The organism is Pseudomonas sp. FG1 (genome assembly GCF_034313875.1).
Classification (GTDB): Bacteria; Pseudomonadota; Gammaproteobacteria; order Pseudomonadales; family Pseudomonadaceae; genus Aquipseudomonas; species Aquipseudomonas veronii.
Genome location: NZ_JAVIWP010000001.1, coordinates 6,126,291 through 6,146,626 on the forward strand (window position 1 = coordinate 6,126,291; position 20,336 = coordinate 6,146,626).

Genomic DNA, 20,336 nt, shown 5'->3' on the forward strand with positions numbered 1-20,336 from the left:
CCGGCATGCGCGCCCCTCATTCGTTCTCGCGTTCCTTGCGCCGGTATGGAAACACATCAATGACCTTTCCGGCGCGAATCGCGTCCTGCAGGCCCTTCCAGTAGTCGGCATCGTACAACTCGCCGTGCAGTTGATCGAACAGCTTGCGCTGGCCGGCGTCGGCGAACAGGAACGGCGGGAACTCTTCGGGGAACACATCCAGCGGGCCGATGGAGTACCAGGGCTCCGAGGCCATTTCATCCTCCGGCGTGCGGGGCGCGGGGATGTGGCGGAAGTTGGCTTCGGTGAGGTAGCAGATCTCGTCGTAGTCGTAGAACACCACGCGGCCGTGGCGGGTGACGCCGAAGTTCTTCAGCAGCATGTCGCCGGGGAAAATGTTCGCCGCCGCCAGTTGCTTGATCGCCAGGCCATAGTCTTCCAGGGCTTCGCGCTCCTGGGCGGGGCTGGCGTTGTCGAGGTAGAGGTTGAGCGGGGTCATGCGCCGTTCGGTCCAGCAGTGGCGGATCAGTACGGTGTCGCCTTCGACGGCAACGGTGCTGGCGGCCACGTCGAGCAATTCGGCCAGGCACTCGGGCTCGAACTTGCTCAACGGAAAGCGAAAATCGGCGAACTCCTGGGTATCGGCCATGCGCCCGACGCGGTCGACGCTTTTGACCAGGCGGTACTTCTCGATCACGGTGGCGCGGCTGACGTTTTTCGACGGCGAGAAGCGGTCCTTGATGATCTTGAACACCGTGTTGAAGCCCGGCAACGTAAACACGCTCATGACCATGCCGCGGATACCGGGAGCCATGATGAACTGATCGTCGGTGGTGGCCAGGTGGTTGATCAGGGCGCGATAGAATTCCGACTTGCCGTGCTTGTAGAAGCCGATCGAGGTGTACAGCTCGGCAATGTGCTTGCCCGGCAGGATGCGCTTGAGGAAGCCGATGAACTCCGCCGGCACCGGCACGTCGACCATGAAGTAGGAGCGGGTGAAGGAGAAAATGATCGACACATCGGCTTCGTCGGTGATCAGCGCGTCGATCTGGATGCCCTGCCCTTCGCGGTGCAGCAGCGGAATCACGAGGGGCCACTGCTCGTCACGGGTGTAGATGCGTCCGACAAGGTAGGCCCCCTTGTTGCGGTAGAGCACCGAGGAAAACAGCTCGACCTTCAGCTCAGGGTCCTTGCACACCCAGTCCGGCAGGTTCTCGCGCAGTTGCACTTCGAGGCGGCGCAGGTCGGCCGGCAGGTCCGCGTAGGGCTCGCTGAAGCTGTAATCAGCGAAAATCTGCGCCAGCATGTCGGAAATTTTGCCGACTGGGGTGTAGACCCGGGTTTGCGCCGCCCTCGCCCGGCGCAGGCTCGGCCGCGTGGTGTGGACGAACATGCAGCCGTCACTGATCAGGTCATGGCTGAACAGGCCACAGAAGATCGAGTTGTACCAGGTCTCGGACAGCTCATCGTCAAAGCGCAGGTCGATCAGGCCGATGTAGGCGCTTTTCACCAACGGCCAGGCCTCGATGTCCATCAGGGTGGCGTCATCGAAGCTCGCCCGCAGGCGGCTCGTCACTTCGCTGACTTTCTCCTCATACAGGTTGATACGCGCCGCCGAAGCCGCCTGGCCCTGCTGCCACTGGGCCTTTTCGAAACGTTCACGGGCACCATCGGTGATCTGGCGGAAGTGCTCGCGGTAATCGTCGAAGCCATCGAGGATCATCTGGGCGATAGCGAGGGCGGGTGTGCGCTGCGACATGCGGGAAACCTCGGACGGGTATCTGGAAGCCCAGAGCTTAGCCAGTCAAGGGAGCCAGGAGAAGCAGTCATTTAGCATGCTAGTTTGTGGACTTTCGTTCATTTCGCAGATTTATGGGCGTTGCTGGAAACACTCAGCGCTGCCCCCCGCGCAAATTGGCCAGCAGAGGCCGGTGACGCGGTTTTTCCGGTAATCAGCGATTGTGTCGAGCCGGAGGCTGGGCAACACTCGCCGCCTTATTGATGTAGGAGTTTTCCGTGAGACCTGTCGACACCCTATACCTGCTGGGGCTGGCCGCGATCTGGGGCGCGAGTTTCCTGTTCATGCGTATTATCGCCCCGGAAATCGGCACGCTGCCGACCGCGTTCTTCCGCGTGTCGATTGCCGCCGCCGGGTTGCTGGTGATGCTCGCGGTGATGCGCGTGAACTGGGACTTCCAAGGCAAGTTCAAGACCATCCTGCTGCTGGGCGTGATCAACTCCGGCATACCCGCGACCCTGTACTCCGTGGCGGCCCAGGTGTTGCCGGCGGGTTACTCGGCGATCTTCAATGCCACCACGCCGTTAATGGGCGTGCTGATTGGCGGATTGTTTTTCAGCGAACGCCTGACGCCATCGAAAGTCGCCGGGGTGTGCCTGGGCCTGTTTGGCGTGGGCGTGCTGACCCGCGCCGGGCCGGTGGCGTTTGACCTGGAATTGTTGATGGGCGCGTTGGCCTGCCTGTTGGCCACCACTTGCTACGGCTTTGCCGGGTTTCTCGCGCGCCGCTGGCTGGATCAGCGCGGCGGGCTAGACAGTCGGCTCGCGGCCCTGGGCAGCATGCTCGGCGCGACCTTGTTCCTGCTGCCGCTGTTTGCCTACAGCGCCATCGTTCATCCGCCGGCAAGCTGGGGCGGCTGGCACGTGTGGTTGTCGTTGCTCGGGTTGGGGCTGATGTGTACGGCGTTTGCCTACGTCCTGTACTTTCGCCTGCTGACAGCCATTGGCCCGGTGCGATCGATGACCACCACCTTCCTGATCCCGCCGTTCGGGGTGCTGTGGGGTGCGTTGCTGCTGGATGAGCCGCTGTCGATGGCGCATCTGTATGGCGGGATATTGATCGCGGGGGCACTGTGGTTGGTGTTGCGGCCAGGGAAATTGGCCAAAGCGCTGTAGGAGCATGCCTGCCCCTACAGCGTGTCCGCTGGTTAGCGTTTACGGAACACAAAGACCAGGCCAATGATGATCAACCCCATCCCCAGTAAGCTCAACCACGCGAGCCGATTGCCAAAGATCAGGTAATCCATCACCGCCGTCACCGCCGGCACCAGGTAGAACAGGCTGGTGACATTGACCAGGTTGCCGCGGGCGATCAGGCGGTACAGCAACAGCGTCGCCAGCAGCGACACCACCAGGCCCATCCACAGCACCGGCAGGTAAAAACTGGCGGTGTGTTCAAAGTGGAACGGCTGGAACGGCACGAACACCGAGCACAACACCAACCCGGCCAGGTATTGCACGGGCAGCGTGCCCAACGGGTTATCGGTGATGCGCTTCTGCATGATCGAGCCGAAGGTCATGCTTGCCAGGGCCAGCAAACCGAACAGCATCCCGGCCAGGGACATCCGCGACAACCCGATGCCTTGGTACACCACCATGATCAAGCCGGCCAACCCCAAGCCCAGGCCGAACATCCGGCGCCAGGAACGCTGGCGCTCCATCAGCACCACGGTCAGGATCGGCTGCACGCCCATGATGGTCGCCATCATCCCCGGCGTGACGTTGAGGTCCAGGGCCAGCAGATAGAAAATCTGGTACGCCCCCAACAACACCAGCCCCGTCGCCGCCGCATACCACAGCGGCTTGCCGGGTTGTGGCAGTTTCAGCTTGAGGATCGGTACCAGCATCACCAGCCCCGCCAGGGCGATGGCAAAACGGATCAGCAAAAAGGCGAAGGGTGACGCATGGGCCAGGCCCAACTTGGAGAAAATCGCCCCGCTGCTCCACAGCAATACGAACAGGCTCGTCGAGGCCGCCGCGGCCACGGATTGTTTCGACATAACAGACATGGTTACCACCTGTAATCAGGCAAAAAAAGCCGATTCAGCCAAGCAAGGCTGAAACTCAGTAGGTTTTTTTCAGGTGGGCATAGGGGAACAGCAATCAGCTGATCAGCCCGAAATGCCAACACCCGGCGGTGATACGACTGCGTACACCGGCGTGCTACTGACAGGTGGGGGGTAGTGGCTGATCTGCGCAGGCTGCAGGTTCCCGCACGGCACGACCACAGCGCTGGACGCTGAATCGACTACCGCTATGCACAGGAATGCAGGCATGGGCTGATCTTTTGAGGAGGTGAAGACGCGGTGACTATAATCAACCGCCGACATATTTTGCAATCGCTCCGACAGCGCCCTTTTCGCGTGACGGCATTTTCATTTTGGCGCCGGAACCCACTCGCTATACTACCGAGCAGTTTTTTCCAAGGATGTCACATGAGCGCATTGCCCTGGGTGTATCTCGTCCTCCTGTCCATCGGCTATGCACTGGCGTTGGTCTACGGCCAACTGGGTGTGCTCGCGGCCATCTCCGTGGCGCTGTTGTTGATCGCCGGGTATGCGGTACGCCAACAACGTACCCCGTGGGCGCGCTACGTCGGCCATGGGTTGTTCATCGTCTTGGCCTTGGGCCTGGCGATGCACTGGCTGCCGGGGTTCTACAACGGGCGCGGTATCGCCCCCCAGCGTTTCAGCGCCGATGCCGTGCCCTTCTCGATGTACCTCAACCAGGACAAACCACTGATCGGTTTCTGGCTGTTGCTGGCCTGCCCGTGGATTGTGGCGCGGCGTTCATTGCGCCTGTCGATCTGCGTGACAGCCCTGGCGCTGGCCCTGACGGCCATCGCAGCCCTGGGCGGCGCGGCGTTGCTGGGAATCATCAGTTGGGCGCCGAAGTGGCCGGAGCAGGCGTGGCTGTGGGTGCTGAATAACCTGTTGCTGGTGACGCTGGTGGAAGAAGCGCTGTTTCGCGGCTACATTCAGGGCGGCCTGAGCCAGCGCCTCAAACACTTGCCCTACGGCGAAAACCTCGCATTGCTGCTGGCCTCGCTGCTGTTCGGCCTGGCGCACCTGAGCGCGGGCTGGCAGTGGGTGCTGCTGGCCAGCATCGCCGGGGCCGGTTATGGCCTTGCCTATCGTTTTGGCGGCCTGGGTGCGGCAATTGCCACGCATTTCGGCCTGAATTTGCTGCATTTCGGACTGTTTTCCTATCCAATGCTCGCCGGCTGATTATTACGAAAATAAGTTAAATAAATGATCGCCACCGCCGATACCCCTTGAAAGCCTTGCGGATTGAATAACCATGCGTAATAACCAACCCGTTACCCAGCGCGAACGTACCTTCCCCGCTCAGCAACGGTTGATCTCCACCACAGATGCCAAGGGTGTCATCACTTATTGCAACGACGCTTTCGTCGAAATCAGTGGTTTCTCCCGCGACGAACTGGTACGTGCCCCGCATAACCTGGTACGCCACCCGGACGTTCCGGCGGCTGTGTTCGCACACATGTGGTCCACGCTCAAGCAAGGCTTGCCATGGATGGGCATCGTCAAGAACCGCTGCAAAACCGGCGATCACTACTGGGTCAACGCCTATGTAACGCCGGTGTTCGACGGCAACCAGGTGATCGGCTATGAATCGGTGCGCGTCAAGCCCACCGCCGAGCAGGTCCGCCGGGCCGAAGCGCTCTACCACCGCATCAATCAGGGCAAGCCCGCCATTCCCCGGCGGGACAAGTGGCTGCCGGTGCTGCAGGACTGGCTGCCATTTATTCTGGTCAGCCAGTTGAGCTTCATGATTGGCGCATCGCTCAATTCTCAATGGGGCTTTGCCCTCGCGGCAGGGTTGTCGGTGCCGCTGGGCCTGCTGGGCCTGAGCTGGCAACAGCGCGGCCTCAAGCGTCTGCTGCGCCTGGCCGAACAGACCACCTCCGACCCGTTGATCGCGCAGATGTATACCGACAGCCGTGGCGCCCAGGCGCGACTGGAAATGTCGATCCTAAGCCAAGAGGCACGTCTGAAGACCTGTCTCACGCGCTTGCAGGACACCGCCGAACACCTCAACGAGCAGGCGGCGCAGTCCAACACCCTGGCGCACAATAGCTCCAGCGGCCTGGAACGCCAGCGTGTGGAAACCGAACAAGTGGCTACCGCGGTCAACCAGATGGCGGCGACCACTCAGGAAGTCGCCAGCCATGTGCAGCGCACGGCCGATGCCACCCAGGAAGCCAATCGCCTGACCGGGCGCGGCCGCGATATCGCCGGGGAAACCCGCGAGGCGATTCAGCGGCTGTCGGCCGCGGTTGGCGAGACCGGCGTGACGGTCACCCAACTGGCCAAGGACAGCGATGAAATCGGCGGCGTGGTCGACGTGATCAAAGGCATCGCCGACCAGACCAACCTGCTGGCCTTGAACGCCGCGATCGAAGCAGCGCGTGCCGGTGAGATGGGCCGTGGTTTTGCGGTGGTTGCCGATGAAGTCCGCCAATTGGCGCAGCGTACCGCTGAATCGACCGGGCAGATCCACACCCTGATCGCCAAGCTGCAGCAGACCGCCGCCGCTGCCGTACAAACCATGGACGCCGGGCATCGCCAGGCCGAAGAAGGCGTGGCGCGGGTGATGGAAGCGGACCAGGCACTGGTGGGCATCAGCGAAGCGGTGGCCAACATCACCGACATGACCACCCAGATCGCCGCCGCCACGGAAGAGCAAAGCTCGGTGGCCGAAGAGATCAGCCGCAATATCAGCACCATCGCGCTGTTGGCGGACCAGACCTCGGAACAGGCATTGAACTCGGCGCAGTTGAGTGAAGAGCTTACTGTTACCGCCAATACCCAGTATTCGCTGGTAGAGCGTTTTAACCGTTAAACCGCTATCGGGGGCAAGTCGAATCGTCGCACCGCCCCTCCCACATTTAACCGCGTACACGCCTTGGAATGCAGTCGAATGTGGGAGAGGGCTTGTTCCTTCCCACATTTAACCGCGTACATACCTTGGAATGTAGTCGAATGTGGGAGAGGGCTTGTTTCCTCCCACATTTAACCGCGTACACCTCATGTGGGAGGGGGCTTGCCCCCGATAGGGCCCTAACAGGCGCCGATAAACTGAGCCACTTGCACCGCCGCCGCCTCCAAATGCTGCTCATGGCTGAACCCTGAAGCCTTCAACGGTTTCAAATCATGATCCCCCGCCGCCAGCCACAGCACCTCGATGCTCGGTGACAAGTCATACCCCTGCACCGCGGCCCGATTACCCAAGGCATCGCGTTCGCCCTGCACAATCAATGTCGGCGTGTTCAACCCGGCCAAATGCGCGACTCGCGGCTTTTCCGGCTTGCCCACCGCATAGAACGGATAGCCCAGGCACACCAAGGCATCGGCCTCCAATTCATCGGCGAGCAAACTGGCCATGCGCCCGCCCATGGACTTGCCACCGATGGCCAGTTTCCCAGCGGCATGGCGTCGCACCTCGGCATACACCTCGCGCCAGCTTTCCAGCAGTTTCGGCGCGGGGTTGGGCGGGCGCTTGCCCCCGTCCAACCGGCGCTGGGCCATGTAGGGAAACTCAAAGCGCACCACATTGACGCCATGCCTGGCAAGGCGCGCAGCCATGTCGTTCATGAAAGATGAGTCCATCGGTGCGCCGGCGCCGTGGGCCAGGATCAGCGTCACAGGCGTATGCGCTGACGCACCCGAGGCGATATCCCACAGCCAGCCATGCTCCTGCACACACCGTGCCCATTGATCCCCGTCAATACTGGCCTTGTGCTCTTTGCCCATGCTTACCTCGCTTTTTAGTCTGCCTATAACTCCAGCCCAAGTGTCGCATCTGCTTGGGTTGAACCGTGGATGGGGAACCATGAACACTACTTTAAGTACCGCCTATAACTACAAGGTGGTCCGCCAATTCGCGATTATGACGGTGGTGTGGGGCATCGTCGGCATGGGGCTCGGGGTTTTTCTCGCGGCTCAATTGGTGTGGCCTGCACTCAACTTCGACTTGCCTTGGACCAGCTTCGGCCGCTTGCGCCCGCTGCACACCAACGCGGTGATCTTCGCCTTCGGGGGTTGTGCGCTGTTTGCCAGCTCCTTCTACTCGGTGCAGCGCACCTGCCAAACCCAGCTGTTCGCGCCGAAAGTCGCGCAGTTCTGCTTTTGGGGCTGGCAACTGGTCATTGTCCTGGCAGCGATCACCTTGCCACTGGGTTACACCAGTTCCAAGGAATACGCCGAGCTGGAATGGCCGATCGACATCCTGATCACTATCGTCTGGGTGGCTTATGCCATTGTGTTCTTCGGCACTGTGGCCAAGCGCAATACCAAGCACATCTATGTCGGTAACTGGTTCTTCGGTGCGTTCATCATCACCGTGGCAATCCTGCATATCGTCAACAACCTGGAAATCCCGGTCAGCCTGACCAAGTCCTACTCGCTGTACGGCGGTGCGACGGATGCCATGGTGCAGTGGTGGTATGGGCATAACGCAGTGGGTTTCTTCCTGACTGCCGGCTTCCTCGGGATGATGTACTACTTCGTACCCAAGCAAGCCGAACGTCCGGTGTATTCCTATCGCTTGTCCATCGTCCACTTCTGGGCGCTGATCACCCTGTACATCTGGGCCGGTCCGCACCACCTGCACTACACCGCGTTGCCGGACTGGGCACAGTCGTTGGGCATGGTGATGTCCCTGGTGCTGCTGGCACCAAGCTGGGGCGGCATGATCAACGGCATGATGACCCTCTCGGGCGCCTGGCATAAGCTGCGCAGCGACCCGATCCTGCGCTTCCTGGTCGTCTCGCTGGCGTTCTACGGTATGTCGACGTTCGAAGGGCCGATGATGGCCATCAAGACCGTCAACTCGCTGTCGCACTACACCGACTGGACCATCGGCCACGTACACGCCGGCGCGCTCGGCTGGGTGGCGATGATCTCCATCGGCGCGCTGTATCACATGATCCCGAAAGTCTTCGGCCGCGAGCAGATGTACAGCGTCGGCCTGATCAACGCGCACTTCTGGCTGGCCACCATCGGCACCGTGCTCTACATCGCCTCGATGTGGGTCAACGGCATCGCCCAGGGCCTGATGTGGCGTGCGATCAACGAAGACGGCACCTTGACCTACTCCTTCGTCGAAACCCTGGTGGCCAGCCACCCTGGCTTCGTCGTGCGACTGGTGGGCGGTGCGGTGTTCCTCAGCGGCATGTTGCTGATGGCTTACAACACATGGCGCACCGTGCGCTCGGCACAACCTGTCGAAGCCACCCCTGCCGCGCAGACGGCCTGAGGAGTCAGTGATGAAACACGAAACGATTGAAAAGAACGTCGGCCTGCTGATGCTGCTGATGGTGCTTGCCGTGAGCATCGGCGGCCTGACCCAGATCGTCCCGCTGTTCTTCCAGGACGTGACCAACAAACCGGTGGAAGGCATGAAGCCCTACACCGCGCTGCAACTGGAAGGCCGCGACATCTACATCCGCGAAGGTTGCGTACAGTGCCACTCGCAGATGATCCGTCCGTTCCGTGCCGAGACCGAGCGCTACGGGCACTACTCGGTTGCGGGCGAAAGCGTCTGGGATCACCCGTTCCTGTGGGGCTCCAAGCGTACCGGGCCAGACCTGGCGCGCGTCGGCGCACGCTACTCGGACGACTGGCACCGCGCGCACTTGTACAACCCGCGCAACGTAGTGCCTGAGTCGAAAATGCCGGCCTACCCATGGCTGGTGACGGCACCGCTCGACAGCAGCCACACCGAAGCCAAGCTCAAAGTGATGCGTACCCTCGGCGTGCCCTACACCGACGACGACATCAACGGCGCAGTGGCCAGCCTCAAGGGCAAGACCGAGATCGACGCGCTGGTTTCGTACCTGCAAGTCCTCGGCACCGCCATCAAGAGCAAGAGGTGAGCCATGGGATTTGAATTCGATGCGGGCACCATCCGCGGCCTCGGCACGCTAGTCGTCGCCATCGCCTTTATCGGCCTCTCGCTGTGGGTATTCAACAACCGACGCAATGCGGAATTCGAGCAGGCACGCCTGCTGCCGTTTGCCGACGAACCCACCGCCACCCCATCCGACGCTCAAGAAGCGCCTGCAACAAGGAGCAATCGGCCATGACTACCTTCTGGAGTACATGGATCTGCGTACTGACCATCGGCAGCCTGATCGGCCTGACCTGGCTGCTGTTCGGCACCCGCAAGGGCGAGACCAAGGGCAGTGTCGACCAGACCATGGGCCACGCCTTCGACGGCATTGAGGAATACGACAACCCGCTGCCTCAGTGGTGGTTCATGCTGTTCGCCGGCACCCTGCTGTTCGCCGTCGGCTACTTGATCCTCTACCCGGGCCTGGGCAACTGGAAAGGCGTCCTGCCGGGCTATGAAGGTGGCTGGACCTCGACCAAGGAATGGGACAAGGAAATGGCCAAGGCCGACGCCAAGTTCGGGCCGATCTTCGCCAAATTCTCGGCCATGCCGGTGGAAGAAGTCGCCAAAGACCCGCAAGCGCTGAAAATGGGCGGGCGCCTGTTCGCCTCCAACTGCGCGGTGTGCCACGGCTCGGATGCCAAGGGCGCGTATGGCTTCCCGAACCTGGCGGACAATAACTGGCGCTGGGGCGGTTCCGCCGAGGCGATCAAGACCACCATCATGGGCGGTCGCCACGCGGCGATGCCGGCCTGGGGCGAAGTGCTGGGCGAAGACGGTGTGAAAAACGTCGCCGCCTATGTGCGTCACGACCTGGCCAAGCTGCCACTGCCAGCCGACAGCGGCGCCGACCTGGTCGCCGGCCAAGCCACGTTCAACACCACCTGCGTGGCCTGCCACGGTCCGCAAGGCCACGGTGTCGAAGCCATGGGCGCGCCGAACCTGACCGCGCCAAGCGGCTTTATCTACGGCACCAGCCTGGCGCAATTGCAGCAAACCATTCGCCACGGCCGCCAAGGCCAGATGCCGGCGCAGGAAGTGCTGCAAGGCAATGACAAGGTTCACCTGCTCGCCGCTTATGTTTACAGCCTCTCCCACAACGCTGACGGCGCAACGCCGCAACGCCAGGCAGAGTAACGCTCCACCCCTGAACTGCCGCCCCTGATCCGGGGGCGGTAGCTCAACCCTCCTACGCGACCAAGTGTCGCACCCTTCCAAAGCACTGCTTTCCCCTCCTGCCATTCGGGTCTACGCTTGTCTGCACAGCGGATCGGTACAGACCGGTCGACGGTCGACTTGCACGCGCTGGGTTGCACACTTCTGCAGGGATGACAGGCGCAAAGGCTGGCAGCGACCGGCTGTCGTGCCACTGACCGTTCATCGCTTCAGCAGCGTGTCGACACACAGCGAGTCACCCGTCGACGCGTCACGCAAAAATTCCTGTCCGATCGATCAGTTTTTGATTTCGGATTTTGTCCTTACATCAAACATGGAAAGGGCGCAGAATCTGGCGTGGCACGCATTGACACAGGTCACCCTTGCGTTGCAATGGCACCTCGGTTTCTACATACTTGCGACCGATTTTTACCTATAAAAAAACCTAAACCGTGGAACCTTAGAATGAGCACAGCAATCAGTCCGACTGCTTATAACTATAAGGTAGTCCGCCAGTTCGCCATCATGACGGTGGTCTGGGGGATCCTTGGCATGGGGCTCGGGGTCTTCATCGCCTCGCAACTGGTCTGGCCGGAATTGAATTTCGGCTTGCCATGGACGACCTTCGGCCGCCTACGCCCGCTGCACACTAACCTGGTGATTTTCGCCTTCGGCGGATGTGCATTATTTGCCACCTCCTACTATGTCGTGCAGCGAACCTGCCAGACGCGACTGATTTCCGACGGCCTCGCCGCCTTCACCTTCTGGGGATGGCAAGCCGTGATCGTCGGGGCCGGCATCTCGTTGCCGCTGGGCTACACCACCACCAAGGAATACGCCGAGCTGGAATGGCCCATCGCCATTTTGCTCGCGATTGTCTGGGTGATCTACGCGGTGGTGTTCTTCGGCACCATCGCCAAGCGCAAGACCAAGCACATCTATGTGGGTAACTGGTTCTACGGTGCCTTCATCCTGGTGACGGCGATGCTGCACATCGTCAACCATGCGTCGTTGCCGGTCACCCTGTTCAAGTCCTATTCGGCCTACGCCGGAGCGACGGATGCGATGATCCAGTGGTGGTACGGCCACAACGCCGTGGGGTTCTTCCTCACCACCGGTTTCCTGGGGATGATGTATTACTTCGTGCCGAAACAGGCCGAACGTCCCATCTACTCTTACCGTCTGTCCATCGTCCACTTCTGGGCGCTGATCACCCTGTACATCTGGGCCGGTCCGCACCACCTGCACTACACCGCACTGCCGGATTGGGCACAGTCGTTGGGCATGGCGATGTCGATCATCCTGCTGGCGCCAAGCTGGGGCGGCATGATCAACGGCATGATGACCCTCTCGGGCGCCTGGCATAAGCTGCGCACCGACCCGATCCTGCGCTTCCTGGTGGTTTCGCTGGCGTTCTACGGCATGTCGACCTTCGAAGGGCCGATGATGGCGATCAAGACCGTCAACTCGCTGTCGCACTACACCGACTGGACCATCGGCCACGTACACGCCGGCGCGCTCGGCTGGGTAGCGATGATCTCCATCGGCGCGCTGTACCACATGATCCCGAAAATCTTCGGGCGTGCGCAGATGCACAGCGTCGGGTTGATCAATACGCACTTCTGGCTGGCCACCATCGGCACCGTGCTCTACATCGCCTCGATGTGGGTCAACGGCATTACCCAAGGCCTGATGTGGCGTGCGATCAACGATGACGGCACCCTCACCTACTCCTTCGTCGAAGCGCTGCAAGCCAGCCACCCGGGCTACATCGTCCGTGCCCTGGGCGGCGCGTTCTTTGCCTCCGGCATGCTGTTCATGGCCTACAACGTCTGGCGCACCGTGCGTGCCTCCGACCCTGCAGAAGCCGAAGCCGCCGCCAAGATCGCCGTTGTGGGAGCCCACTGATGAAGCACGAAGTAGTCGAGAAGAATATCGGCCTGCTGGCCTTCTTCATGGTCATCGCCGTGAGTATCGGCGGCCTGACCCAGATCGTTCCGCTGTTCTTCCAGGACGTGACCAACAAGCCGGTCGAAGGCATGAAACCGCGTACCGCCCTTGAACTGGAAGGCCGCGACATCTACATCGCCAACGGCTGTGTCGGCTGCCACTCGCAGATGATCCGTCCGTTCCGCGCCGAAACCGAACGTTATGGCCACTACTCCGTGGCCGGTGAAAGCGTGTGGGACCACCCGTTCCTGTGGGGTTCCAAGCGCACCGGGCCGGACCTGGCCCGTGTCGGCGGACGCTACTCCGATGACTGGCAACGCGCGCACTTGTACAACCCGCGCAACGTTGTGCCTGAGTCGAAAATGCCGGCGTACCCGTTCCTCGTGGAAAACAAGCTCGACGGCAAGGACACCGCGAAGAAGATGGAAGTCTTGCGCACCCTGGGCGTGCCCTACACCGACGAAGACATCGCCGGTGCAGCCGCAGCCGTGAAGGGCAAGACCGAAATGGACGCATTGGTGGCCTACCTGCAAGGCCTTGGCACCATCATCAAAAGCAAACGGTGATTCTTCATGGATATCGGGATGATTCGTGGCCTGGGCACCGTTGTCGTGATGGTGGCCTTTATCGGCCTGGCGCTGTGGGTGTTCAGCCCCAAGCGCAAGTCGGAGTTTGACGACGCAACCATGCTGCCCTTTGCGGATGACCCCGAAGCCATCAAGCACGTCGAGCAAGCTTCTAGGAGTAACAAAGAATGACTACGTTCTGGAGTCTGTACGTCACAGTCCTCAGTCTGGGTACCATTTTCGCCCTGACCTGGCTGCTGCTGTCGACCCGCAAGGGCCAGCGCGCCGAGCAAACGGACGAGACTGTCGGCCACTCGTTCGACGGTATCGAGGAGTACGACAACCCACTGCCGAAATGGTGGTTCATGCTGTTCGTCGGCACCATCGTCTTCGCCCTCGGCTACCTGGTGCTGTACCCCGGCCTGGGCAATTGGAAAGGCCTGCTGCCGGGCTACAACTACCTCGACAACGACAAGCAGACCGCCTTCGCCAACGGCCAGACCGGCTGGACCGGCGTGCATGAGTGGGAAAAGGAAATGGCCAGGTCGGACGCCAAGTTCGGGCCGATCTTCGCCAAATTCGCCGCGATGCCGATTGAAGAGGTTGCCAAAGACCCGCAGGCCCTGAAGATGGGCGGCCGTCTGTTTGCCTCCAACTGCTCGGTATGCCACGGTTCGGACGCCAAGGGAGCCTACGGCTTCCCTAACCTGACCGACGCCGACTGGCGCTGGGGCGGCGAGCCCGCGACCATCAAGGAAACCATCATGAAAGGCCGCCACGCGGTGATGCCGGCCTGGGCCGAAGTCATCGGCGAGCAAGGCGTGGCCGACGTGGCGGGCTTCGTGGTGACCAACCTCGACGGCCGCAAACTGCCGGAAGGCGCCAAGGCCGATGTGGCCAACGGCGGGAAACTCTTCGCCGCCAACTGCGTGGCCTGCCACGGCCCGGCCGGTAAAGGCACGCCCGCCATGGGCGCACCCGACCTGACTCACCCGGGCGCGTTCATCTACGGTTCAAGCTTCGCCCAACTGCAGCAGACCATCCGCTACGGCCGCCAGGGCCAGATGCCTGCACAGGAACTACTGCAAGGTAACGACAAGGTGCATTTGCTGGCCGCATATGTTTACAGCTTGTCCCATGGGGATAAGAAGGCTCAAGAGCAGTAAGCTTCATCAGAAACACAAAAGCCCCGTACAGTACAAACTGGCGGGGCTTTTTTCTGGCAGCTATACGGGCCAATGAAATCGATGCGTTGATCGCCGCTACTGCTCTGGTTCATGGGTTAACCCATGGGACGAATGACCGCTCCACGCGCAAAAACCGTCCATACTTCACAAGTCAATTGATCCACGTCACCTACACCATCAATTGATTTCCCCCAACGCGACCAAAGGTCGCACCCTTTGCGCGTCATCGGGGGCGTATCATTACGCCACTGCAAGACCCTTCATTTGACCCCGACCGGCACGTACTGGCCGAGGCAAATCTCCACCGCCGTGGGATGCAATGATGAGCAAGCAAATACCGGTACAAGACGTTACTCCACCTGCCAAAAACTCCAACAACGGTGTCGACCTCTACGCGTCGCGAGAGAAAATCTACACCCGCGCCTTCACGGGCCTGTTCCGCAACCTGCGCATGCTTGGCGGCGCCGGTCTGTTCCTGCTCTACTTCGGCACGGTGTGGCTGAACTGGGGTGGCCACCAGGCCGTGTGGTGGGACCTGCCGGAACGTAAGTTCTTCATTTTCGGTGCGACCTTCTGGCCCCAGGACTTCATCCTCCTCTCGGGCATCCTGATCGTCGCGGCCTTCGGCCTGTTCTTCATCACGGTGTACGCCGGGCGCATCTGGTGCGGGTATACCTGCCCGCAAAGCGTGTGGACGTGGATCTTCATGTGGTGCGAAAAAGTCACCGAAGGCGACCGTAACCAGCGCATCAAGCTGGACAAGGCGCCGATGGGCGCCAACAAGTTCCTGCGCAAGTTCAGCAAACACACGCTGTGGCTGCTGATCGGTTTTGTCACCGGCATGACCTTCGTCGGTTATTTCTCGCCGATCCGCGAACTGGTGTTCGACTTCTTCACCGGCCAGGCCGATGGCTGGTCGTATTTCTGGGTCGGTTTCTTCACGCTCGCCACCTACGGCAACGCCGGCTGGCTGCGCGAACAGGTGTGCATCTACATGTGCCCCTATGCGCGCTTCCAAAGCGTGATGTTCGACAAAGACACCCTGATCGTCTCCTACGACCCACGTCGTGGCGAAGTGCGTGGCCCGCGTAAAAAAGGCGCCGACTACAAGGCCCAGGGCCTCGGCGATTGCATCGATTGCACAATGTGCGTGCAGGTGTGCCCGACCGGCATCGACATCCGCGATGGCCTGCAGATCGAATGCATCGGCTGCGCCGCGTGTATCGACGCCTGCGACAACATCATGGACAAGATGGATTACCCGCGCGGCCTGATCAGCTACACCACCGAGCACAACCTGTCGGGGCAGAAAACCCACAAGCTGCGTCCGCGCCTGATCGGCTATGCGCTGGTATTGCTGGCGATGATGAGCCTGTTGGCCACGGCATTTTTCATGCGTCCGCTGGTGGGTTTCGACGTCAGCAAAGACCGTGTGCTGTACCGCGAAAACGCTGAAGGACGGATCGAGAACGTCTACAGCCTGAAGATCATGAACAAAGACCAGCGCGACCACACGTATGTGCTTGATGCTGCCGGGCTGCCGGACCTCAAGCTGCAAGGCCGCCGCGAAATCAAGGTGGCTGCCGGCGACATCGTCAGCATGCCGGTCGAACTGTCGAGTGCGCCGGAGCAATTGCCGTCGAGCACCAACGAGGTGAAATTCATCCTCAAGGATGCCGATGACGCCAGCGTCCACATTGAAGCCAAGAGCCGATTCATCGGCCCACAAGTTCGTTAACGAGAGAGCTGAACAATGCCCGTAGCCACTGCCGCAAGCCCCTGGTACAAGCACCTCTGGCCCTGGATCATCATTGGTATCCTGGCTTGCTCGGTGACCTTGACCTTGTCCATGGTGACCATTGCAGTGAACAACCCGGACAACCTGGTCAACGACAACTACTACGAGGCCGGCAAAGGCATCAACCGCTCCCTGGACCGCGAACGCCTGGCCCAGACCCTGCAACTGCGCGCCAAGGTGCATCTGGATGAGCTGACCGGTGAAGTCGAACTGCACCTCACCGGCTACAGCAACCCGAGCACCCTGGAACTGAACCTGATTTCGCCGACTCAGCCCGAGAAGGACCGCAAGATCAACCTGGCCCGCAGCGACAGCGAACCCGGTCGCTACATCGGCCAGGTCACCGACAAGGTCGAAGGTCGGCGCTTCGTCGAACTGCTCGGCGTGGAAGGCGACAGGACCTGGCGCTTGTTCGAAGAAGAACAGGTCAACCACGACAAGGACTTGCTGCTCGGGGATGAACCGCTGCAGGGTGCTGAAGACCTGAAGAAGTAAACAGGCTGCGCTTCACGCATCGCGGGCAAGCCCGCTCCCACATGGACACCGCGATCCACTGTGGGAGCGGGCTTGCCCGCGATGAGGCCCTACCCGCCACCAAAGATCTAACGCCATGACCACCCCAACCCCCTGCTACCACTGCGCCCTGCCCGTTCCACCCGGTAGCCGCTTCACCGCCGTGATCCTCGGCGAACGCCGCGAACTCTGCTGCCCGGGCTGCCAGGCCGTGGCCGAAGCGATCGTGGCGGGCGGGTTGGAAAGCTATTACCAGCACCGCAGCGAAGCCTCGGCCAACCCCGAGGCACTGCCGGTGCAATTGGTCGACGAACTGGCGCTGTACGACCGCGCTGATGTGCAAAAACCCTTCGTGCGCCATGATGGCGAACTGGCCGAAGCCACGCTGTTGATGGAAGGCATCAGTTGCGCAGCCTGCGGCTGGCTGATCGAAAAACACCTGCGCAGCCTGCCCGCCGTGGCCGAGGCGCGCCTGAACCTGTCCAACCATCGCCTGCAGGTACGCTGGGCCGACGGGCAACTGCCGCTGAGCCAACTGCTCAGTGAGCTGCGCCATATCGGTTACGCCGCCCACCCCTATCAGGCAGATCGCGCCGCCGAGCAATTGGCCGGCGAAAACCGTCTGGCCTTGCGCCAACTCGGCGTTGCCGGGTTGCTGTGGTTCCAGGCGATGATGGCGACCATGGCCACCTGGCCGGAATTCAATATCGACCTCAGCGCCGAACTGCACGTCATCCTGCGCTGGGTCGCGATGTTTCTGACCACGCCCATCGTGTTCTACAGCTGTGCGCCGTTTTTCAAGGGCGCCATGCGCGACCTGCGCACCCGCCACCTGACCATGGACGTGTCGGTATCCCTGGCCATTGGCGGGGCTTACCTGGCCGGCATCTGGACCGCGATCACCGGCGTCGGTGAACTGTATTTCGATGCGGTGGGCATGTTCGCGCTGTTCCTGCTGGCCGGCCGCTACCTGGAGCGGCGGGCCCGCGAACGCACGGCCGCCGCTACCGCGCAGTTGGTCAACCTGCTGCCTGCCTCATGCCTGCGTTTGAACGCTGAAGGCCAGAGCGAACGCATCCTGCTCCCCGAGCTGGCCCTGGGCGACCGCGTGCTGGTTCATCCCGGCGCCGTGCTGCCGGCGGACGGGGTGATTCTCGACGGCCAGTCGAGCATCGACGAATCCCTGCTCACCGGCGAATACCTACCGCAACCGCGTCAAGTCGGCGATGCGGTAACGGCCGGCACCCTCAACGTCGAGGGCGCGCTGACCGTCGAAGTGCGCGCCCTGGGCCATGACACGCGCCTGTCCGCCATCGTGCGCCTGCTGGAGCGGGCCCAGGCCGAGAAACCGCACCTGGCGCAAATCGCCGATCGCGCCGCACAGTGGTTCCTGCTCGGCTCGCTGGTCGCCGCCGTACTGATCGGCCTGTTGTGGTGGCAGTTGGACGCGTCGCGGGCGTTCTGGATCGTCCTGGCAATGCTGGTGGCGACCTGCCCGTGCGCGCTGTCGCTGGCCACGCCGACCGCCCTGACGGCCGCCACCGGCACCCTGCACAAACTCGGCCTGCTGCTGACCCGCGGCCATGTGCTGGAAGGCCTGAACCAGATCGACACGGTGATTTTCGACAAGACCGGCACCCTCACCGAAGGGCGCCTGGCGCTGCGTGCGATCCGCCCCCTGGGAGCGTTGAACAGCGACCAGTGCCTGGGCCTCGCCGCCGCCCTGGAAAATCGCTCAGAACACCCGATCGCCCGTGCCTTCGGGCGCGCGCCCCTGGCCGCCGACGAAGTGCTCAGTTCCCCCGGCCTCGGCCTGGAAGGCTGGGTGGGCGAACGTCAACTGCGCATCGGCCAACCGGGCTATGTGTGTGAACTCAGCGGCTGCCCGATCCCCGCCGCGCCGGATGAAGCCGGGCAATGGCTGCTGTTGGGCGACCGCGACGGCGCCCTCGCCTGGTTCGTCCTGGATGACCGCCTGCGCAGCGACGCCCCGGCCCTGCTGGCAGCCTGCAAGGCACGCGGTTGGCGCACGCTGCTGCTGTCGGGCGACAGTTCGCCGATGGTCGCCAGCGTCGCCGCAGAACTGGGCATCGACGAAGCCCACGGCGGCCTGCGCCCCGATGACAAGCTGCAAGTGCTGCAACAACTGCACAAAGAAGGGCGCAAAGTGCTGATGCTCGGCGATGGGGTGAACGATGTGCCGGTGCTGGCCGCCGCCGATATCAGCGTGGCCATGGGCTCGGCCACCGACCTGGCAAAAACCAGCGCCGACGCGGTGCTGCTGTCCAACCGCCTCGACGCCCTGGTGCAAGCGTTTACCTTGGCGCGGCGCACCCGTCGGGTGATCATGGAGAATCTGCTGTGGGCCGGGCTGTACAATGGCCTTATGCTGCCGTTTGCCGCGCTCGGCTGGATCACGCCGATCTGGGCCGCGGTCGGCATGTCCCTCAGTTCGTTGACCGTGGTGCTCAACGCCCTGCGCCTGACTCGCCTGCCGAGCGCGCCGACCGCCAGCGCCCCCTCAGTAACCCGCCCGTTGCCGGCTTGAGCCGCGCGGGCATGGAGTGCAGATGCCAGCTTTATACGTGATGATTCCGGCGGCGCTGCTGATTGTGGCCATCGCCATCTACATCTTCTTCTGGGCGGTGGACAGCGGCCAGTACGACGACCTCGACGGCCCGGCCCACAGCGTGCTGTTCGACGATCAGGACCCAAACCACCTGGCCGCCGTCGACGAGGCCAACAGCCCCGAGCCCCCGGCCGACCCGAAAGATCCGCCCCATGCTTGATCTGGCGCCGCTGCTGGTCTCCGCGCTGATCCTTGGCCTGCTGGGGGGCGGCCATTGCCTGGGCATGTGCGGCGGCCTGATGGGTGCGCTGACGCTGGCGATCCCCAAGGAACAACGCAGCCGCAGGTTCCGCCTGCTGCTCGCGTACAACCTGGGGCGCATCCTCAGCTACGCCACCGCCGGCCTGCTGCTCGGCCTGGCCGGCTGGGCCGTGGCCAACAGCCCGGCGGCGATGTTCATGCGCGTGCTGGCCGGCCTGCTGCTGATCAGCATGGGCCTGTACCTGGCCGGCTGGTGGAGCGGCCTCACCCGCATCGAAAGCCTCGGTCGCGGCCTGTGGCGGCACATCCAGCCGGTTGCCAACCGTTTGCTGCCGGTGTCCAGCCTGCCCCGCGCCCTGCTGTTGGGCGCGCTGTGGGGCTGGTTGCCGTGCGGGTTGGTCTACAGCACCCTGCTGTGGGCCGCCAGCCAAGGCAATGCGCTGGACAGTGCGGTGCTGATGCTGGCGTTCGGCCTGGGTACCTGGCCAGTGCTGCTGGCGACCGGGCTGGCCGCCGAACGCGTCACGGCATTATTGCGCAAACGCAGTGTGCGTACCGCCGGCGGCGTGCTGGTGATTCTGTTCGGTATCTGGACCTTGCCCGGCCCCCATCAGCACTGGCTAATGGGCCACTAAAAGGCCATG

19 protein-coding genes are annotated in these 20,336 nt (G+C 62.1%); 16 read left to right on the forward strand and 3 right to left on the reverse strand.

Annotated elements, in window-relative coordinates; all coding sequences use genetic code 11:
* Nucleotides 1-16 precede the first annotated feature (16 nt).
* Nucleotides 17-1,738 carry a bifunctional isocitrate dehydrogenase kinase/phosphatase gene (gene aceK, locus RGV59_RS28140; protein WP_046489433.1) on the reverse strand — a complete coding sequence of 574 codons (1,722 nt, stop codon included), beginning with the start codon at nucleotides 1,736-1,738 and terminating at the stop codon, nucleotides 17-19.
* Nucleotides 1,739-1,995: 257 nt separating this feature from the next.
* Between aceK and RGV59_RS28145 the strand changes: the two genes are divergently transcribed.
* Nucleotides 1,996-2,892 carry a DMT family transporter gene (locus RGV59_RS28145; RefSeq protein ID WP_017845268.1) on the forward strand — a complete coding sequence of 299 codons (897 nt, stop codon included), beginning with the start codon at nucleotides 1,996-1,998 and terminating at the stop codon, nucleotides 2,890-2,892.
* 32 nt (nucleotides 2,893-2,924) lie between these two features.
* On the opposite strand, the gene RGV59_RS28150 is transcribed toward RGV59_RS28145, so the two are convergent.
* On the reverse strand, nucleotides 2,925-3,785 hold the full coding sequence (locus RGV59_RS28150; RefSeq protein WP_046382460.1) for a DMT family transporter: 861 nt from the start codon (nucleotides 3,783-3,785) through the stop codon (nucleotides 2,925-2,927).
* A 426-nt stretch (nucleotides 3,786-4,211) separates the two neighbouring features.
* Here RGV59_RS28150 and RGV59_RS28155 point away from each other — a divergent pair, with 426 nt between their 5' ends.
* On the forward strand, nucleotides 4,212-5,003 hold the full coding sequence (locus RGV59_RS28155; RefSeq protein ID WP_102617639.1) for a CPBP family intramembrane glutamic endopeptidase: 792 nt from the start codon (nucleotides 4,212-4,214) through the stop codon (nucleotides 5,001-5,003).
* A gap of 73 nt (nucleotides 5,004-5,076) precedes the next feature.
* Entirely contained in the window at nucleotides 5,077-6,642 is a 1,566-nt protein-coding gene (locus tag RGV59_RS28160; RefSeq protein ID WP_079444491.1) for a methyl-accepting chemotaxis protein, read from the forward strand.
* Between the two features lie 218 nt (nucleotides 6,643-6,860).
* On the opposite strand, the gene RGV59_RS28165 is transcribed toward RGV59_RS28160, so the two are convergent.
* Entirely contained in the window at nucleotides 6,861-7,553 is a 693-nt protein-coding gene (locus RGV59_RS28165) for an alpha/beta family hydrolase (protein ID WP_046382458.1), read from the reverse strand.
* 79 nt (nucleotides 7,554-7,632) lie between these two features.
* Between RGV59_RS28165 and ccoN (RGV59_RS28170) the strand changes: the two genes are divergently transcribed.
* From ccoN (RGV59_RS28170) to RGV59_RS28230, 13 genes are all read left to right on the forward strand, one after another.
* Nucleotides 7,633-9,057 carry a cytochrome-c oxidase, cbb3-type subunit I gene (gene ccoN / locus RGV59_RS28170; protein WP_017845263.1) on the forward strand — a complete coding sequence of 475 codons (1,425 nt, stop codon included), beginning with the start codon at nucleotides 7,633-7,635 and terminating at the stop codon, nucleotides 9,055-9,057.
* 10 nt (nucleotides 9,058-9,067) lie between these two features.
* Nucleotides 9,068-9,676 (forward strand): cytochrome-c oxidase, cbb3-type subunit II, encoded by a 609-nt coding sequence (gene ccoO / locus RGV59_RS28175; RefSeq protein WP_017845262.1) that lies wholly within the window; start codon nucleotides 9,068-9,070, stop codon nucleotides 9,674-9,676.
* A gap of 3 nt (nucleotides 9,677-9,679) precedes the next feature.
* On the forward strand, nucleotides 9,680-9,886 hold the full coding sequence (locus RGV59_RS28180; RefSeq protein WP_017845261.1) for a cbb3-type cytochrome oxidase subunit 3: 207 nt from the start codon (nucleotides 9,680-9,682) through the stop codon (nucleotides 9,884-9,886).
* The gene (gene ccoP, locus RGV59_RS28185) at nucleotides 9,883-10,830 is read left to right on the forward strand and encodes a cytochrome-c oxidase, cbb3-type subunit III (RefSeq protein ID WP_017845260.1); all 948 of its coding nucleotides are present in this window, start codon (nucleotides 9,883-9,885) and stop codon (nucleotides 10,828-10,830) included. Before RGV59_RS28180 ends, ccoP (RGV59_RS28185) begins: the two co-directional genes overlap by 4 nt.
* A gap of 483 nt (nucleotides 10,831-11,313) precedes the next feature.
* Nucleotides 11,314-12,756, forward strand: coding sequence for a cytochrome-c oxidase, cbb3-type subunit I (ccoN, locus tag RGV59_RS28190; protein WP_017845259.1), 1,443 nt, complete (start codon nucleotides 11,314-11,316; stop codon nucleotides 12,754-12,756).
* Nucleotides 12,756-13,364, forward strand: a complete 609-nt coding sequence (gene ccoO, locus RGV59_RS28195) for a cytochrome-c oxidase, cbb3-type subunit II (protein WP_017845258.1) — start codon at nucleotides 12,756-12,758, stop codon at nucleotides 13,362-13,364. Before ccoN (RGV59_RS28190) ends, ccoO (RGV59_RS28195) begins: the two co-directional genes overlap by 1 nt.
* A 6-nt stretch (nucleotides 13,365-13,370) precedes the next feature.
* Nucleotides 13,371-13,556, forward strand: a complete 186-nt coding sequence (locus tag RGV59_RS28200) for a CcoQ/FixQ family Cbb3-type cytochrome c oxidase assembly chaperone (RefSeq protein WP_016775513.1) — start codon at nucleotides 13,371-13,373, stop codon at nucleotides 13,554-13,556.
* Nucleotides 13,553-14,530 carry a cytochrome-c oxidase, cbb3-type subunit III gene (gene ccoP / locus RGV59_RS28205; protein WP_017845257.1) on the forward strand — a complete coding sequence of 326 codons (978 nt, stop codon included), beginning with the start codon at nucleotides 13,553-13,555 and terminating at the stop codon, nucleotides 14,528-14,530. The genes RGV59_RS28200 and ccoP (RGV59_RS28205) overlap by 4 nt, the downstream gene beginning before the upstream one ends.
* Nucleotides 14,531-14,873: 343 nt before the next feature.
* Entirely contained in the window at nucleotides 14,874-16,289 is a 1,416-nt protein-coding gene (ccoG, locus tag RGV59_RS28210; protein ID WP_017845256.1) for a cytochrome c oxidase accessory protein CcoG, read from the forward strand.
* Nucleotides 16,290-16,304: 15 nt separating this feature from the next.
* On the forward strand, nucleotides 16,305-16,844 hold the full coding sequence (locus RGV59_RS28215; protein WP_017845255.1) for a FixH family protein: 540 nt from the start codon (nucleotides 16,305-16,307) through the stop codon (nucleotides 16,842-16,844).
* Nucleotides 16,845-16,959: 115 nt separating this feature from the next.
* Nucleotides 16,960-19,410, forward strand: coding sequence for a heavy metal translocating P-type ATPase (locus RGV59_RS28220; protein ID WP_046382457.1), 2,451 nt, complete (start codon nucleotides 16,960-16,962; stop codon nucleotides 19,408-19,410).
* Between the two features lie 22 nt (nucleotides 19,411-19,432).
* On the forward strand, nucleotides 19,433-19,651 hold the full coding sequence (ccoS, locus tag RGV59_RS28225) for a cbb3-type cytochrome oxidase assembly protein CcoS (RefSeq protein WP_057003824.1): 219 nt from the start codon (nucleotides 19,433-19,435) through the stop codon (nucleotides 19,649-19,651).
* Nucleotides 19,644-20,327: a sulfite exporter TauE/SafE family protein gene (locus RGV59_RS28230; protein WP_017845252.1), complete on the forward strand. Its 684-nt coding sequence runs from the start codon at nucleotides 19,644-19,646 to the stop codon at nucleotides 20,325-20,327. The genes ccoS and RGV59_RS28230 overlap by 8 nt, the downstream gene beginning before the upstream one ends.
* The last annotated feature ends 9 nt before the right edge of the window (nucleotides 20,328-20,336 follow it).